The 15,326-nt window shown below is 73.0% G+C and carries 12 protein-coding genes; 7 read left to right on the top strand and 5 right to left on the bottom strand.

Annotated features, from left to right (window positions below; all coding sequences use genetic code 11):
• Window positions 1-19 precede the first annotated feature (19 nt).
• The gene (gene rraA, locus WMF45_RS35445; RefSeq protein WP_437709900.1) at window positions 20-502 is read left to right on the top strand and encodes a ribonuclease E activity regulator RraA; all 483 of its coding nucleotides are present in this window, start codon (window positions 20-22) and stop codon (window positions 500-502) included.
• A gap of 229 nt (window positions 503-731) precedes the next feature.
• Window positions 732-980 (top strand): hypothetical protein, encoded by a 249-nt coding sequence (locus WMF45_RS35450; protein WP_437543878.1) that lies wholly within the window; start codon window positions 732-734, stop codon window positions 978-980.
• Window positions 981-1,059: 79 nt separating this feature from the next.
• Here the strand turns inward: WMF45_RS35450 and WMF45_RS35455 are convergent, their stop codons facing one another.
• Window positions 1,060-2,904, bottom strand: a complete 1,845-nt coding sequence (locus WMF45_RS35455) for a hypothetical protein (RefSeq protein ID WP_437709902.1) — start codon at window positions 2,902-2,904, stop codon at window positions 1,060-1,062.
• 11 nt (window positions 2,905-2,915) lie between these two features.
• Complete coding sequence (locus WMF45_RS35460; RefSeq protein WP_437709904.1) at window positions 2,916-3,539, bottom strand: hypothetical protein; 624 nt, start codon at window positions 3,537-3,539, stop codon at window positions 2,916-2,918.
• A 126-nt stretch (window positions 3,540-3,665) separates the two neighbouring features.
• On the opposite strand from WMF45_RS35460, the gene WMF45_RS35465 reads away from it, so the two are divergent.
• The 4 genes from WMF45_RS35465 to WMF45_RS35480 all read left to right on the top strand — a co-directional run bounded on the left by WMF45_RS35465 (window position 3,666) and on the right by WMF45_RS35480 (window position 10,367).
• Entirely contained in the window at window positions 3,666-4,112 is a 447-nt protein-coding gene (locus tag WMF45_RS35465) for a hypothetical protein (RefSeq protein WP_437709906.1), read from the top strand.
• 372 nt (window positions 4,113-4,484) lie between these two features.
• On the top strand, window positions 4,485-6,410 hold the full coding sequence (locus WMF45_RS35470) for a hypothetical protein (protein WP_437709907.1): 1,926 nt from the start codon (window positions 4,485-4,487) through the stop codon (window positions 6,408-6,410).
• A gap of 118 nt (window positions 6,411-6,528) precedes the next feature.
• Window positions 6,529-7,638 (top strand): HPP family protein, encoded by a 1,110-nt coding sequence (locus tag WMF45_RS35475; RefSeq protein ID WP_437709909.1) that lies wholly within the window; start codon window positions 6,529-6,531, stop codon window positions 7,636-7,638.
• A gap of 428 nt (window positions 7,639-8,066) precedes the next feature.
• Window positions 8,067-10,367: a CapA family protein gene (locus WMF45_RS35480; protein ID WP_437709911.1), complete on the top strand. Its 2,301-nt coding sequence runs from the start codon at window positions 8,067-8,069 to the stop codon at window positions 10,365-10,367.
• Here the strand turns inward: WMF45_RS35480 and WMF45_RS35485 are convergent.
• The gene (locus WMF45_RS35485; protein ID WP_437709913.1) at window positions 10,306-11,697 is read right to left on the bottom strand and encodes an LA_2272 family surface repeat-containing protein; all 1,392 of its coding nucleotides are present in this window, start codon (window positions 11,695-11,697) and stop codon (window positions 10,306-10,308) included. The two genes, WMF45_RS35480 and WMF45_RS35485, sit on opposite strands and share 62 nt — an antisense overlap.
• A gap of 196 nt (window positions 11,698-11,893) precedes the next feature.
• Between WMF45_RS35485 and WMF45_RS35490 the strand changes: the two genes are divergently transcribed.
• Window positions 11,894-12,802: a M23 family metallopeptidase gene (locus tag WMF45_RS35490; RefSeq protein ID WP_437709915.1), complete on the top strand. Its 909-nt coding sequence runs from the start codon at window positions 11,894-11,896 to the stop codon at window positions 12,800-12,802.
• A 28-nt stretch (window positions 12,803-12,830) separates the two neighbouring features.
• Here WMF45_RS35490 and WMF45_RS35495 read toward each other — a convergent pair whose 3' ends face one another.
• Both WMF45_RS35495 and WMF45_RS35500 read right to left on the bottom strand, forming a co-directional pair.
• Window positions 12,831-13,775 carry an RluA family pseudouridine synthase gene (locus tag WMF45_RS35495; RefSeq protein WP_437709917.1) on the bottom strand — a complete coding sequence of 315 codons (945 nt, stop codon included), beginning with the start codon at window positions 13,773-13,775 and terminating at the stop codon, window positions 12,831-12,833.
• Window positions 13,776-13,780: 5 nt separating this feature from the next.
• Window positions 13,781-15,280 carry a hypothetical protein gene (locus WMF45_RS35500; protein WP_437709919.1) on the bottom strand — a complete coding sequence of 500 codons (1,500 nt, stop codon included), beginning with the start codon at window positions 15,278-15,280 and terminating at the stop codon, window positions 13,781-13,783.
• Window positions 15,281-15,326 lie beyond the last annotated feature (46 nt).

Genomic DNA, 15,326 nt, shown 5'->3' on the forward strand with positions numbered 1-15,326 from the left:
AAGCGAACGGGGAGTCTTCATGAGCTCAGAGATCAGAACCACGGATCTATGCGACGAGCACCCGGACGTCCTCGTCGCCGATCCGATCTTCCGGGATTACGGCGGAGCCCGGCTGTTTCACGGGCGCATCACCACGGTGAAGGTCCACGAGGACAACGTGCTCGTCCGCAAGGCGCTCGAAGAGCCCGGCCAGGGGCGGGTGCTTGTCGTGGACGGAGGCGGCTCCCTCCGCTGCGCGCTCCTCGGAGACAACATCGCCGCCATGGCCCACCAGAACGGCTGGGCCGGTGTGATCGTTCATGGATGCATCCGCGACGCGGAGGCGATCGGCCAGATCCCGATCGGCGTGAAGGCCCTCGCGACGCACCCGAGGAAGAGCGCCAAGAAGGGCGCGGGGGACCGCGACATCGCCGTGACGTTCGCCGGGGTCACGTGGGTTCCTGGCGAGCTCGTCTATGCCGATCATGACGGCATCGTTTGCGCGCACGCGCAACGTGCCTGAGAGCCCCCGAGCGCGCTCGCGTCCGAGGTGCGGCAAAACGCACGTCCCTGGGCGCTTTTGCCACACCTCGAGAGGAGGGCGCGCGGCGGCCGCGCCCGGTATGGATGGGCTCGGATCCGGTCAGGACGCGTGAAGGTCGCGCGCCGCGTCGAAGCGCGCCAACTGGCGCGGCCAATGCATCACGAGTCGGGAAGGAGCGATCAACACTCGTAGAATCGGGAGGACAAGAATGGGCAACATCACATCGGAACTGAAGAGCGATCTGAACAAGAGCCTGGAGTCGCTCCAGACCCTGCGCGACGAGATCCGCGTCAGGCTCCACCTTGCCGGCATGGACGCGAAGGACGCCTGGGACAAGCTGGAGCCCAAGCTCCTCGACGCCGAGAAGCTGGCCGACGACGTCTCCGAGGCGTCGCGGCACGCGCTGCGCGAGATCGTGGAGAAGGTGAAGGAGTTCCGCTCGTCGCTCCCCTCCTGATCGCCGCGCCACCGCGGCGGAATCGAGACGGAATCGAGACGGGAACACAACGAGATCGCGGTGGGGGCGCGACGCCGGGTCAGCCCCGCAGCGCGGCCGCCACGACGCGCGCGACGCTCCCCCACCCTGGATCCGCGGCGCAGGCCGCGAGCCGCTCCCCGACAACGTGGGAGCGCCGGTGATCGTAGAAGCGGGGCGGCCGCGGGAAGGCGGTGAGCGGCGCGCGCAGGAGGGTCTTCTCGACCTGCGCGAGCATCGCCGTGTTGTGCACGAAGCCGAGCCCGCCCCGGATGTCGGCGAGAGTCGAGCCCGGGTGGCCCCCCCAGGGCGGGACGACGGCCGCGTGCGCGGCGGCGGGCGCCTGGTTCACCGCGATCACGCCGTACCGAAGATCGAGCAGCGCGCGGTCGAGCGCGGCCCCGACGGCGGGGTCCTCCTCGCTCATCGGGTGCACAACGATCGTCGCGCCAAGGCTGCCCCGGAGCCGGTCGTTGCAGAAGCGGGTCGCCGCCTCCAGGAACTCGACCGGATCGCTCGAGCCGACCTCGACGACGGAGAGCACGCCGCCGAGCGGCTCGGTCGAGAACAGCGGCTCGGCGGCGTCCGACGCGTCGAGCCCGGCGATCAGCGTCCAGGGGAGCTCGCCCGGCCCCGGCGCGCCGATGCGCGCGACCCCGCGCGGCAGCGGCACGTCGGCGGAGGCCTCGAGGCGCTCGGGCTCGATCGGCGCGCGCCCGGCCGTGAGGTCGGCGTACCGCGCCTCGGTCTCCGGGTGGGCGGCGCGCCGCGGCGGCACGGCGGTGAGCGCGCGGCGCAGCATCCGGAAGAGCAGCGGCCGCTGCGCGAAGCCCCTGGGCAGCACGAGGACGCTCGCGGCGTGACCGCCGTGCGACGCGCCGCTCACGACCTGGCTCGCGAGGCACCTCGCCTGGAACCAGAGCTCGTCGCCGCCGTAGAGCCACGGCATCACGAGGACCGGGCTGGCGCCGCCGAGCGTGGAGGAGATGGGCTTGTCGAGCAGCCGCTCTCCCGAGGCCCGCCGGCGCGCCTGCGCCGGGCCCGGCGGCCCCCAGACGAGCGCGTCGTGCGCGCCCGCCGGGCCGGTGACGTGGACCTCCGAGACGGCGGGGTGGGCCGCGAGGTAGGCGCCCGACTCGGCGCCGCCGTAGACGAAGCGGAGGAGCCCGCGCGCTACGAGCGGCGCGAGGGCGCGCTCGACCAGCGCGCCGAGGGGCGCGCTCCGCGGGCTCATCGCGAGCGCCACGACGCGCCCCTCGACGAAGAGCTTGTGCAGCGCATCCCGGAGGGGGACGCCGGCGACGTCGCCCGCGCCGAGCACCAGCGCGACGCCCCCTTCGGGGTCGCGCTGCTGGTAGAAGCGCGCCTGCTCTTCCCGGACGCTCTCGCGCGTCGCCCCGGGCTGCATCAGCACGCGCGCGCGGAGGGGCCCGTGCAGGGCGGTGTCCTTCAGGCGCGTCGGGAACACCTCCACCTCGATCCGGCCGTCCGCGCGGGCGCGCACCGCCCCGCTGCCGAGGCGGGGGCGCCCGCGCGCGGCGATGTCCTCGAGCGCCTCGGCCAGGCGGCGCACCTGCGAGAGCGTGACGCAAGGCCCCGCGAGCCACGCCTCGCCGCTCGCCGCCGAGCCGGGATCGAGCCCCCGGTCGGCGCACGACGCCTCGACCTCGGCGCGCGCGGCGGCGAGCAGGCCCGGGAGCGACGCGCGGAGCAGGGAGGCCTTCTCGAGGACCGGCATGCGAGCGAACCCGAGCGCGGCGTCGCCCAGCTCGGACAGCGCGCGATCGAGCTCGGCCGGGGGTGTCTCGGCGCCGATCGCATCGCGCGGCGTCGAGACCGCCGGCACGGCCGAGGCGGCGCTTCCGGGCGCGAGTTCTGTGACGGCGACGACTTCGGGGACTGGCATCGGGACGGAGATTACAGGCTGGAGATCGCGCGCGCGAGCGCGGCGACGGTTCGCGGCGCGCGTGTAGCCGGCGTGCTCGGGATTCGGTACAGTCCACCGCCATGGATTGCGCTTTCACCACGGGTCTGGGCCCCGCGCGCGCGCCCTCCTCCAGGGCAGCTCTCCGCCCGGCAGCTTGCGGCCTCCTTCTCGGCCTCGGCGCGCTCCTCCTCGCTCCAGCGGCGACAGCGCAACAGAACGCTCAGCCGATCCCGCAGGGCCAGGCGCAGCCCGGCGGAGCTGCCCAGGCGCCGTCCGGAACTCCTCAGCAGCAAGGGTATCCCCAGCAGGGTTACCCTCCTCAGCAGGGTTACCCTCAGCAGCAAGGGTATCCTCAGCAGGGTTACCCTCAGCAGCAAGGGTATCCTCAGCAGGGTTACCCTCAGCAGCAGGGTTACCCTCAGCGAGGTTACCCTCAGCAACAAGGGTATCCTCAGCAGCAGGGATATCCTCAGCAAGGCTATCCTCAGCAAGGCTATCCTCAGCAGCAGGGGTATCCTCAGCAAGGCTACCCTCAGCAGCAGGGATATCCTCAGCAGGGCTACCCCCAGCAAGGTTACCCTCAGCAGGGATACCCCCAGCAAGGTTATCCTCAACAGCAGCCCGGCTATGGTCCGGGCTACGCCCTGCCGGCCGGGCCCCCGCCGCCCCCGAAGCCCCCCGAGTCCACCTGCTGCCGCTGGTCGGTCCGCTACAACGCCCTGGATCTCCTGTTCGGAAAGATGACCTTCGAGGGCGAGGTCGCGATCATCGGGCCGCTCACCATCGGGATCGCGCCGTCGTGGATCTGGGGCTCGCTCGAGGACGCGTCGCTCGACACGACCGGCTACGCGCTCGCGGCCGACGTCGGTGTCTACGTCGAAGGCAAGGCGCTGCGGGGCTTCTGGGTCAAAGGACGCCTCGGCTACGAGTCGTTCGAGGCGGTCATCACCCCTTCCGGGCGGCTCGAGGGCCGCGGCGATGTGAGCAGCGTCGTCCTTGGCGGCATGGTGGGGAGCACGAACGTGCTCAGCCGAGACGGCGGATTCGCCATGTCAGGAGGCTTCGGGATCGGCGTGGCGCTCGCCGATCCCGTGACGATCACCGCAGGCCCCTACCAGTATTCCTTCTACGAGAAGGCGGGGAAGATCAAGCTCATGGGGTCGCTCTCGCTCGGCGTCGTCTTCTGATCGACGCCCTCGCTTGCCCGGCCCCAGTACCGTGGGTCGGAAATCCTGCCAGGGATCCATCCCGCGAGCGAAGAGAGATTTCAACGCAAAGGCGCCAAGCCGCAAAGGCGCAAAACTGCACGAGATTTATTCTTTTTTGCGTCTTCGCGTCTTTGCGCCTTTGCGTTGAAATCTCGCTCCGGATCCCTGGCCGGACTCCTGGTGGGTGGACTGGCCTGCCCGCGCGCGACGCCGGCCCGGCGCGGTGAGCGCGGCGCCTGCCACGGGAAAGGCGGCCGGCGGCGAAGCTTTCGCCGCGCGGCGGCCGCGCGGGACGGCCGGCGGCGTCCCTGGAACTTGGCCCCGCGCGCGGCGACGTGGGACTCCTGCACCATGCCCTCTCGCATCGCCCGCCGCCCCGGGCCGGCGCTGCTGCTCCCGTTCCTGGCGGCGCTCCTGTCGATCGCGTTCGCCCTCCCCGCGCGCGCGTGGGTCGAGGTGCACATCGCCGGAGACGACGTGCGCCTGTCGATCGACCGGGCCGGCGCCGCGACGGTCGAGCACAAGGTCACGCTGAAGATCTCGGGCGGGCCGCTCCGCGGGCTCGACATCCAGGGCGTCGACCCGGACGCCCAGCTCGATCAGGGCAGCTACGCCGTGCCCTTGAAAGCCGCGGAGGCGGGCTCGCTCGCGTCCGCGACGCCGGTCGCGATCGAGCTCCTGCCCCCCGACCCCCGGCCGCGCGAGGACGGCACGCGCCGCCCGGCGGCGATGCGGGCCCGCTTCGACGGCAAGGGGCTGAGCCGCGGGGTGTTCGTGCTCTTCTTCCGCTACCGCACGGACCTCATGAAGCGCGGGCTCATCCGGCAGGACGGCCCGAGCTCCCGCGTCTCCTGGAGCGGCCCCGTCTGGGACGACGGCTACGACTCGGCGCGGCTCACCGTCGCGCTCCCGGCCGCGCCCGACGAGCCGCGCGTCGACGAGGCGCGCGCCGGCGACGCGGGCGAGGAGGCGTCCCCCGACGCGCTCCCGGCGCCGACGACGCTCTCCACGCTCCGCCGCGCGCTCGACAAGGACGAGCTGGAGCTGCTCCGCCCGTACGCCCCCAAGGCCGAGCCGATCCGGTGGGCCATCCGCGCCGACGCGCGCGCCTTCCAGCCCGAGCCCGCCGCGGCGAAGCCCGGGGCCGACACGCTCGGCCGCATCTCGGACGCCGCGACCGGCAGCCCCGATCGCAGCCGCACCCTCTACGTGGCCGCGGGCGTGGTCCTCTTCGCGCTCTACAGCGCCCTCGTCGCGCTCAAGGCGCGCGAGCACGAGCGCCTCGCGCGCGCCGCGGGCGCCCTGCCGCGGCCCCTCGTCCCGATCCCGCTCGCGCCGCGCGCCGCGCTCGCGGGGCTCGCGCTCGTCGCCGGCGTCGCCCTGGAGCTCCTGCTCAGGGACGGCACGCCGGGCGCCGCGCTCGTGGCCGCGGCGACCGCGCTCGCCGCGCACCGCACGCCCCGCCCCGAGCGCGCCGCCGCGACCTTGCGGCGCCCTGGCAAGTGGCTCCCCATCGCGGAGGCCGAGGCGTTCCGCGAGCCGCCGCGGACGCGCGGCGTCTACCTCGACGTCTCGACGCGCGCCGGCAAGGCGCTGCTCGTCGCGCTGCTCGCCGGGCTCGGCGCGGGCGTCCACGCCGTGGCGGCCGCCTCGCCGTACCACGCCCACCTGCTGGCGCTCGACGCGACGGCGCTGCTCGCGATCTTCTGCACCGGCCGGCTCGCCGAGCTCCCCGCCGATCCGGCGGCGCGGCCGGTCGCGTTCCTGCGCGACGTCGTGCGGCGCGTGCGGCGCCTGCGGAAGGCGCCCGCCGGCGCCGCGGGCGCGGCGCAGGAGCTCCGCGTCGTCGGCCGCCTCCGCATCCCGGACGGCAGCCCCGACGCCGACGAGCTCCGGCTCGGCCTCTCGCCGCGCGCGGCGCTCCCCGGCTTCGTCGGGATCGAGGTCGGCGTCGTCTACGCGCCCGGCGCCGGCGGCGCCATCGGGCTGCCCGAGGTCCTGCTGCGCGTCGCCCCCGGCTCGCCGTGCGAGCACGCCGTCGAGGGGCTCGCGAAGAGCGGCCGGTCCTCGCGCGGCCGGCGCCCCGGCGAGCGCGTGCTCGCGTTCACGCCGCGCCTGCCGACCGCGAGGATGACGGCGGCCATCGCCGCCGCGCTGGTCCGCGCCGTGTCCACCCCGCCCGCGAGCGCCACGCCGACGAAGCCGTCCGGCGCCGGCGCGGCCGGGGCGACCCGCGCGCCGCGCCCCCGCAAGAAGGCGGTCTCCGCTGCCGCGTAGCGCCGGGTCAGCCCCCGTCCCGACACGCTTTCGCGATCCGCGAGCCGCTCACCAGAGTTCGTGAGCGTTCGTAAGCGCTCGTAGACAGCGCGCGAACATCTCGATATATGGCCGCGCGATGAGCTTCGGAGTTGCGGGCTCGAGCTTTCTTACGCGGTTCCAGCCCATGCGCACGCCGCTGCTCGTCAGCGAGCGGATCTACGCTGCTGCCGGGGGCTTGCTCGGGCTGCTGGCCACCGGGGTCGTGATGCACGCTTGCATCGGCCCCTCCGCGCACGCTCCGCTCCTGATAGCGCCGATCGGGGCTTCGACCGTGCTCGTGTTCGGGGTCCCCGCCAGCCCGCTCGCCCAGCCCTGGTCCGTGCTCGGCGGCAACGTGCTGGCGGCCGTGATCGGCGTCACGGCGGCCCGCGCCATCCCCGATCCGCTGTGCGCCGGCGCCGTCGCGGTCGCGGTCACCATCGCCGTCACGAGCCTGCTCCGGTGCTTGCACCCGCCCGCGGGCGCGGTGGCGCTCACGGCGGTCATCGGCGGGCCGGCCGTGACGAGCCTGGGCTATCACTTCGCGCTCGTGCCGGTCGCCATCAACTCCCTGCTGCTCGTGGCAGCGGGGCTCGTGTTCAACAACCTGGTGCGCCGCAGCTACCCGCACGTGGTGACCTTGCCGGCCTCGCCCCACGGCACCGCCGATGCGCCGCCAGAGCTCCGCGTCGGCTTTTCGCCGGGCGACATCGACGCCGCCCTCGAGCGCCTCGGTACGCCGCTCGACGTCGAGCGCGACGATCTGATCGCCCTCGTCCGGCACGTCGAAGAGGAGGCGCACCGGCGCCTGCGCGGAGGCGTCACCTGCGGCGAGATCATGTCGCGCGATCTGGTCACGATTCACCCCGACGATCCGAGCGCCCTCGCGCTCCGCCGCCTCCGCGAGCGCGCCCTGCGCGTCCTGCCGGTGGTCGACGAGCGAGGCGTCGTGCACGGCGCGATCGACGTCTCGATCGCGTCGGCCATGCCCGAGGCCACCGTGCGCGACCTGCCGTCCATCTACTTCGAGACCGCCGGCGAGGACACGCCGATCAACGAGCTCTTCCAGCTCCTCTCCCGCGGGCGCGTGCACGAAGCGCTGATCGTCGACGCCAAGATGCGCCTGCGCGGCATCGTGACCCAAACGGATCTCCTGGCCGTGATCAGCCGCGCGCAGCTCGCCAAGGGCTCGGCGCTGGTCGGGTAGCGCGCCGAGGGCAGTACGCCCCTATGCGACACAGGCGCGCATCGCCACAGCGCACCATCCATGCACACGCCTTCACGTGCAGGAACACCTCGTCAGAACGATAAATCGAAGGCTGCGCCACTCGAGCGTATAGCGAGCGATGATCGAAGCATGATAGTTTCGAGATAATCGTCTTTGTCTCCAGCGCCATCGCTGAAACGGATCGAATCGTGCATGGGTCGGCGCTTTCGCGGCCTCTCCAGCGAGGGCTGGGCGGCCAGTCGACGCTCGCGACCCCATCGTCGGCCTTGGTCACCTCGGAGTTTGGTCACACGGCATATTTACATGTGTCGATGCACGTGTTGAACCGGCCCTGAAGGAGCTCTGGCGCCCACCATGCCTGTGAGGTCATCTGCCCTCGAACAGGCCCCAACCGATCGGGAGCGAACATGGCAGAAAGACCCCTTGTCCGCGTCATCACCTCCACGCCGCTGTCCGTGTGTGCTGCGGCCTGCGCCTGGCTCGCCGCGGGCGACGCGCTGGCGGCGTACCAGTTCGACGCCACGGAGGCCGCGTACGACGCGACCTACACGGCGGCCCCCATCGACGTGACCGGCGTCGTCGTCGACGAGGCAGGGTCGCCGATCGCGGGGGCGGAGGTGACGGCCATCGGCTGGGGGAGCGGCGCGGTCAACCACGGCGAGATCGCGTTCACCGACGGCGCGGGCGCGTTCACGCTGGCGGCGCTCGCGCGGCGCTCGGTCCTGCTGCGCGTCGAGGTCGACGGGTACTACAGCGAAATCGTCCCTGCCGATCTGCACCTGCCGCTCGCCGAGGCGGCCGCCGGGGTCGGCCGCGTCGTGCTGACGGAGCAGCGCGCGGGCCGCGCCCGGATCCTCGTGGGGGGCGACACGATGTTCGGTCGGCGCTTCATCGACAGCGACGAGGACGGCGTCGAGGGAGAGGTGGGCGATCTGATCCGCCCCGCGACACGGCAAGCCGACGCGAGCGCCATCCTCTCGTTCCTGCGCGACGTCCTCTCGTCGGCCGACTACACCCAGGTCAACCTGGAGTGCCCCGTCACGGCCAACCCGCAGACGCCCCACCCTTACAAGTCGTTCACGTTCTTCTCCTACCCCGAGACGGTCAGGGCGCTCGCGCTCTCCGGCGTCGACGCCGTGAGCCTCGGCAACAACCACATGTTCGATTACCTGGGGGCAGGCGTCGCCGACACGCTCATCGCCGTCCCGAACGCCGGCCTCGACTGGTTCGGCGCGGGGCTCGACGAGACGATGGCGAAGGGCACCGTGCTCTACCGGACGCTCCGCGGCGTCGACGTGGCCTTCCAGGGGTTCAACCAGCTCGTCAACGACGGGACGACGCTCCCGGAGTACACGCTCACCGCCTCCGACGGGCCTCCTCCCAAGGCCGGCGCGCTCGAGCTCAGCCTCACGGAGATCAGCGACTTCATGGCGGAGGACGCGGTCGGGCGCTTCGCCATCCCGGTGCTTCACGGAGGCATCGAGTACAGCGACTATCCGTCGTCCGGCATGCGGCGGCGGTTCACCCAGCTCGTCCAGAAGGGCGCCGGCATGGTCGTGGCGCACCACCCGCACACGATCCACGGCATCGGGCTGTACAACGCCGGCGCCGGCCCTCGCTATATCTTCATGTCGCTCGGCAACATGGTCTTCGATCAGGACGTCTTCGAGACGTACCAGTCGTACCTCGCCGCCATCGACATCGACGAGGACGCGAGCGGCAATCGCGCTGTGCACCGCGTGCAGCTCATCCCGTTCCAGAACGAGGACTACGTCCCGAAGCTCGTGGGCGGCGCCTGGCTCGGCCGGGCGATCCGCCACATCGGCCACCTCTCCACGACGCTGCCGGCGGCCCCCGCGCCCGGCGAGGCGGCGGACGGCCTGACCGGGGCGGTCGTGTTTGCGAGCGGCCCGCGGGCCGCCGCGGCGAGCAGCCCCTCGCAGTACACGACGAGCGATGCCGTCGAGACGCGGACCGTGCCGCTCACGAGCCGCCACACAGGCCCCCTCGCGCACCTGCGCTCGAACCCGGCGGACTCGCTCGCCGCCGTCCGGACGACGGCGGCAGCGAGCTGCGATTACGGCCGGGAGATCATGCTCTACGGCGACTTCGAGGACGGCGACGTCGACGACACCTCCCACGAAGGCTCGATGTGGTCGATGAGCGAATACCGCTACATCGAGAACAGCGTCGTCCACGGCGGGACCGGCGCGATGGTGTTCCTGCGCAAGTCGAGCAGCACCTCCGAGGTCTCGACCTACATGAACAACCGCGTCAAGTTCGAGCCTGGCCGCAAGCTGACGCTGACCGGCTACATGAAGGGAAACAACGCCGGCCAGATGCGTGTGCAGGTCTACTGGTACACGAGCGGCGGGACCAGCGTGTCGAACAGCGTCGTGTTCACGCGCGCGGCAGGCACCTACGGCTGGCAGCCGTTCACCGTCGACCTGACCCCGCCGTCGAACGCGGGCTCGGTCCGGTTCTATTTCAGGGCGGGTGTACCGGCGAGCGGCGAGGCCACCTCGTTCCTCGACGACGTGTCGCTCATCGAGTGGGAGGGCACCGTCGCCGACAGCTCCCTCGGGTCCGCGTTCGCCACGCCGAACGACTGGAGCTTCGTGCGTTGCACCGCCACGGATCCGGCGCTCAAGAGCCTCGGCGTGACGATGACGCACCGGTCGTACGCGCTGGCCCCGGCGACGCCCTGAGCGCGCCGCCGCGGCCCGCGAGGGCGGCCGGCGCGGCGGGCGCGCGAACACGCCGAGCGGCGTCGAGCAGGCCGAGCTCGACGCCGAGGCAGAGCTCGGGCCCGCCGCCGACCTCGAGCGCGCCCACGCCCCGCAACGTCATGTAGCCGCCGGCGCAGACGAACGGCGAGAGGCGCTCCGCAAGCGCATACGAGGCCGAGACACGCGCCTTCAGCACCTCGTTTCGCCCGGGGAGAGACCCCTGCAACGGGCCGCGGTGGTAAGCGCCGACGTCGGCGCTCAGCGAGAGGTCCTCGACGTCGAGCGGCAGGCGCGAGCCCATCGCGAGGCCCACGGCGTACAGGGGCTCGCGCTCCGCCGGGCGCCCGTCGTCGCCGTTCGGCACGTCCGGCGCGCGCGGCTCGCTGTGGAGCCCGAAGCTCAGGATCGTATAGGCGTACCGGCTCGAGAACTTGAGGCCGACGTTGCCGTGCAGGCCGGTGCTCCCCCAGAGCGCGAGCCGGACGCCCCCCTCGCGCGGCAGCGGGATGAGGCCGAGCGACTCCCCCTCGAGGTTGTCGGTCACGTTGATGACGCCGATCTGGAGGCCGTCGATCTTGCGGGCCACGTTGATGATGCCGATCTGGAGCCCGCGCTGCTCCTGCGAGACGTTGATGGCGCCGATCTGGAGCCCGTCGACGCGGCCGATGTTGACGCCGGCCGCCTGCACGCCCGTCACCTGCCCGCGAGCGACGTTGACGGCGCCGGCCGCCTGCAGGCCGTCGACGTCGGCGTACGTCTGGTTGGCGACGCCGGCGATCTGCGCGCCGGTGACCGTCGTGCTCGCCCAGCCGAAGAGCCCCGCGAGCTGCACCCCCGCGAGCGGGGCGTCCGCGAAGGCGAAGCCGCCCGCGAGCTGCAGCCCCTCGGCGCGCCCCGAGACGACGCTCGCGACCCCGAGCTGGACCCCGCGCAGATCCCCCGACGTCCACGAGAACAGGCCGACCTGGGCGCCGTCCACGAACCCGACGCGCCCCAGCAGGAGCGCGAGATCGAGGTGGGTGGCGAGATCGGGCGCCGTGGCGTTGGTGCTCAGCGGGAAAATGAGCGACAGGTTGACGGGGAAATAGGGCGTCTCCGGGCCGCGGCGCGCTGGCTCCCCGCCCGCGCCGCCGGCGCCGGACGGGTCGCTCGGCCAGGCAGACCGGGGCGGGGCGCGCCCGGGCGCCGCGTCCGCCGGCTGCTGCGCGGAAGCGCTGCGCGGCGCCAGCACGGCCGGAGCGACCGCGCAGGCCGCGAGGATCGGCGCGGCCTGGAGAGGACACCTCGCTCGGCGCGCGCGCGGCGACATCGCACCATCGTACACGCGTGCAGCGCGGAAAGGCTGCTCCGCGGGCGGAGAATCGAGCGGCGTCGATGGCGGCGCCGCATGGATCCATCACAGCACCCCTGACCTCGACTTCCGCGCGCTGCTTCGATAGCCTGCGTGTGGGCGCTGCGTCGTGGACTCGCCACCTGCGCGGAGCCCGCGCCACGGACTCGCCACCATGAAGCCATCGTCTCTCGCGCCCGTGCTGGCCCTCTCCGCGCTCGCTTCCGGCTGCGGCTCCGAGCCTGAAGGCCCAGACCTCGTGTGGCCGATCGGGGGGACGGACGAGATCCAGCCGATGTCGTCGAGCTTCGGTCCCCGCCTGCAGACCTCGCGCGATGGCGTCTATGACTTTCACCGCGGCATCGATATCCCCACCGTCATGGGCACCCCGGTGTACGCGGTCGCCGACGGAAAGGTGATACGCGCAGGCCGCTACGAGGATTTCGAGGACGTCGTTGTGCAGATCGAGCACTGCGATCCGCCGGGCGCGTGCCTCTACAGCAACTATATCCACCTGACGATGCCGCTCGTCGAGACCGGCGATCAGGTCGGGCGCGGTCAGCACATCGGCTATACCGGGCTCGCCGCCAGCAGCCTGTTCCCCCACCTGCACTTCGAGATCCGCGAGGGAGGGCACGAGAAGGCGTACTGCGCGCACCCGCTCCGCTTCCTCCCGACGCCGGGCGGGCTGCCCCCGGCGCTCTCCGTGCGCCGCACCGACGAGGACTCCACGTCGAGCGTCTCGGTCGAGGTCGAGGCCACCCTGCCAGGCATCTCCCCGGGCCTCGTCGAGCTCGCGGTCGCGACGTCCAGCCGGTCGACCGGGGAGGTCCTCGAGGAGCGCGTGTTCAACTACGAGGAGTGGAACCGCAAATATACAGGGGATGGAGACGCCACGACCATCGACGAACAGAGCCTCGGAGGCATCCGGATCGAGCCGGCGAAGTTCAACGCGCAGTCCGCGGCATACGTGATCGCGTTCCGCTTCAGCGACCTCGGCGGGACGGCGTCGGCCGACGACCTCCAGATCACGGCGCGGGCGCGCGACGTCGACGGCCATGTCGTCGAGGCGCGCGCGCGCTGATGCGACGCAGCGCGATGCGGCGCGCGGCTCAGGCCTCGCCGACCAGCGCCGCCATGTCCGCGGGCAGCGGCGACGTCACAACGAACGCGGGCACCGCGTCGCTGCCGCCCCACCCGATGTAGTGCGCGTGCAGCGCGTGGCGGCTCAGCCCCTCCACCGCGGGCCCGCCGTAGAGCACGTCGCCGGCCAGCGGGTGCCCCACCGACGCGAAGTGCGCCCGGATCTGGTGCCGCAGCGCCCGCGGGGCCCGCGCCTCGACGAGCTCCCAGAGCCCCACCTGCCGCACGCGCTTGTACATCGTCGCGGCCGGCCTCGGGGCATATCGCGCCACGTCGCGCGGGTGGATGCACGGGTAGACCCGCTTCTTGTCCTTCGGGTGCGGCGCGAGCGGCACCTCGATCGAGCCCATCTCGGGAAGATCGCCGATCTGGCAGATCAGCAGGTAGCGCTTGTCGAGCCGCCCCTCCTTCAGCCCGGCGCCGAGCGCCGTAAACGCCGCGGCCGTGCGCGCCGCGAGCACGAGGCCGCTCGTGTCCGTGTCCAGCCTGTGGCACAGCCCGGGCTCCCGCGGAGAGAAGCCGATGCCCGCCATCTCGGGGTACCGCGCCACGAGCGCGTTCGCGACCGTCCCGCGCTCGCCCGGATGGAGCGGCGCCGTCGGCACCCCGGCGGGCTTGTTCACCACAACCAGGTCGTCGCGCTCGAGCACCACGTCGAGCGGCGCGGAAGGATCCGGCGTCGCCGCGCCGGAGGCCTCCGTCGGCTCGACGTCGACCTCCAGCACCTCGCCGGCCGCGGCCACGTCGCCCTTCGACGCGCGCCGACCAGCGCCGCTCTTCCCCACGCCGAGGACGCGCACGCGCCCCTCGGAGAACAGCCGCTTCGCGCCCGCACGCCCCAGCCCGGGGAGAAGCTGCACGAGCAGCTTGTCGAGGCGCGTCCCTGCATCCAGCTCGGTGATCGTGATCTTCATAGCTCCTACGGAATCGCCCCCTGCCACCCGAGGCCGAGCGCGGGCGCTCGCCGGCTCCCGACCACGCTCTCTCCTATCACTCCCAGCATGGGCAGGCCGTACCGGTTCCACGAGGAGCTCGCGCTGCGGGCTCCGGCGCCGGCAGGGCGGGTCACATGCCACGCGACGCCCGCCCCGAGCAGGAAGCCCGCCGCCGTGGCGCCGACCCAGGCCCGCTGCTGCACCTCGGTCGGGGACTCGAACACGAGCGGGCTGGCCAGCGCGGCGGCGCCCAGCCCGCCGAGCATCGCGCCCACGTCGATCGCCAGGATCTCCGACGGCGTGACGTCGAGCTGCGTGGCCGCCGCGGCCGCCGCCAGCCAGCCGAGCGCCGCGCCGTAGCCCATCCCAGCGATCGGCGTCCGCTGCACGTCGCCCCGCCCCGCCCACTCGACGAGCCCGCCCAGCATGAGCCCCAGCCCGCCGCCCGACTGCGCCATCAGCGCGCCGCCCTCGGACATCCGGCCCAGCGAGAGCCCGAGCGCCGCCAGCGTGATCCCGGCGGTCCCGCCGATCAGCCCGGACGCCCAGCGCTCCTGGGCCGGATCCGCCGCGTGCTGCGCGAAGCGGCCCTGGTAGATCAGGTGCCCCGCGATCGTCGGCCACCACGTGCCTGACCCGAGGTACCACGCGTCGGCCACGCCGACGTCCCACTCCTCCGCGATGATGATCGCGCCGCCGAGCCCGATGCCGGCGCCGACCGCCAGGAGCGGGTAGAGCAGGCGCGGATCGTCCGAGCCGCTCGATCGCTGGATCGAGAAGCCCACGAGGCCTCCGTAGAGCGTCGCGTTGGCCGCGAGCGTCGCCTTCCCCATGCTGCGCGCCGGCGTGGCGAGGCGCCCGCGGCAACGCTCGGGGCACGGCGCCTCGCGGGCCGACGCAGGGTCCGCGGCGGCGCCGGCGTCGAGCTCGGCCAGGAGGTCGCGGAGCATCACCGCGGCGCGCACCGCGAGATCGTCCCGCGCGACGCGCTCGACCCGCACCCGCAGCGACCTCGATCCGCCGGACGCAACGGCGAGCCTGAGCTCCACCTCGTCGCCGCGCAGCTCGAGGCTCGGCGCGATGAAGAGCTCGTCGCCGGATCGCGCGCGCTCGATGAGCTCGGCCTCGTCGGGGCGCGATCGCGAGGCGACGCGGCCCGCCAGATCCACCGACAGGCCGAGGTCCTGCGCCGTGTCCGACAGGAGCGCGTCGAGCGCGCTGGCGAGCGGCGCGGCGCGCTCCTCGGCCTCGAGCGCGACGGCGGTCGCGAGCACCACGGCCGATCTCGACGGCCGATCGGGTCGCGGCGACGGCGACGGTCGCTCGTCTCCTCCGGAGCGCGCGGGTGACGCCGCGTCCACAGGCGGAGTCGGCCCGGGCAACGCCGCGCCTTCGGGCTGAGCCGACGCTGGCAGCGCCGCGGCGAGCACCGCGGCGAGCGCCAGGGCGCCCGCGCCACCGCGGAGGTGCCAGGGGTCGATCATGGGGTTGCTGCTTCGGCCAACGGCGGCGCTCGCCGCGGTGGCCACG

The organism is Sorangium sp. So ce448 (assembly GCF_051520915.1).
Lineage (GTDB): Bacteria > Myxococcota_A > Polyangia > Polyangiales > Polyangiaceae > Sorangium > Sorangium cellulosum_B.

Bases quoted from the DNA above. Each gene is read 5' to 3' on its own strand.
- WMF45_RS35455 (WP_437709902.1), bottom strand. From the start codon at position 2,904: ATGCCAGTCCCCGAAGTCGTCGCCGTCACAGAACTCGCGCCCGGAAGC.
- WMF45_RS35495 (WP_437709917.1), bottom strand. From the start codon at position 13,775: ATGAAGATCACGATCACCGAGCTGGATGCAGGGACGCGCCTCGACAAG.
- WMF45_RS35500 (WP_437709919.1), bottom strand. From the start codon at position 15,280: ATGATCGACCCCTGGCACCTCCGCGGTGGCGCGGGCGCCCTGGCGCTC.
- WMF45_RS35485 (WP_437709913.1), bottom strand. From the start codon at position 11,697: ATGTCGCCGCGCGCGCGCCGAGCGAGGTGTCCTCTCCAGGCCGCGCCG.
- WMF45_RS35490 (WP_437709915.1), top strand. From the start codon at position 11,894: ATGAAGCCATCGTCTCTCGCGCCCGTGCTGGCCCTCTCCGCGCTCGCT.
- WMF45_RS35475 (WP_437709909.1), top strand. From the start codon at position 6,529: ATGAGCTTCGGAGTTGCGGGCTCGAGCTTTCTTACGCGGTTCCAGCCC.
- WMF45_RS35480 (WP_437709911.1), top strand. From the start codon at position 8,067: ATGGCAGAAAGACCCCTTGTCCGCGTCATCACCTCCACGCCGCTGTCC.
- rraA (WP_437709900.1), top strand. From the start codon at position 20: ATGAGCTCAGAGATCAGAACCACGGATCTATGCGACGAGCACCCGGAC.
- WMF45_RS35470 (WP_437709907.1), top strand. From the start codon at position 4,485: ATGCCCTCTCGCATCGCCCGCCGCCCCGGGCCGGCGCTGCTGCTCCCG.
- WMF45_RS35450 (WP_437543878.1), top strand. From the start codon at position 732: ATGGGCAACATCACATCGGAACTGAAGAGCGATCTGAACAAGAGCCTG.
- WMF45_RS35465 (WP_437709906.1), top strand. From the start codon at position 3,666: ATGACCTTCGAGGGCGAGGTCGCGATCATCGGGCCGCTCACCATCGGG.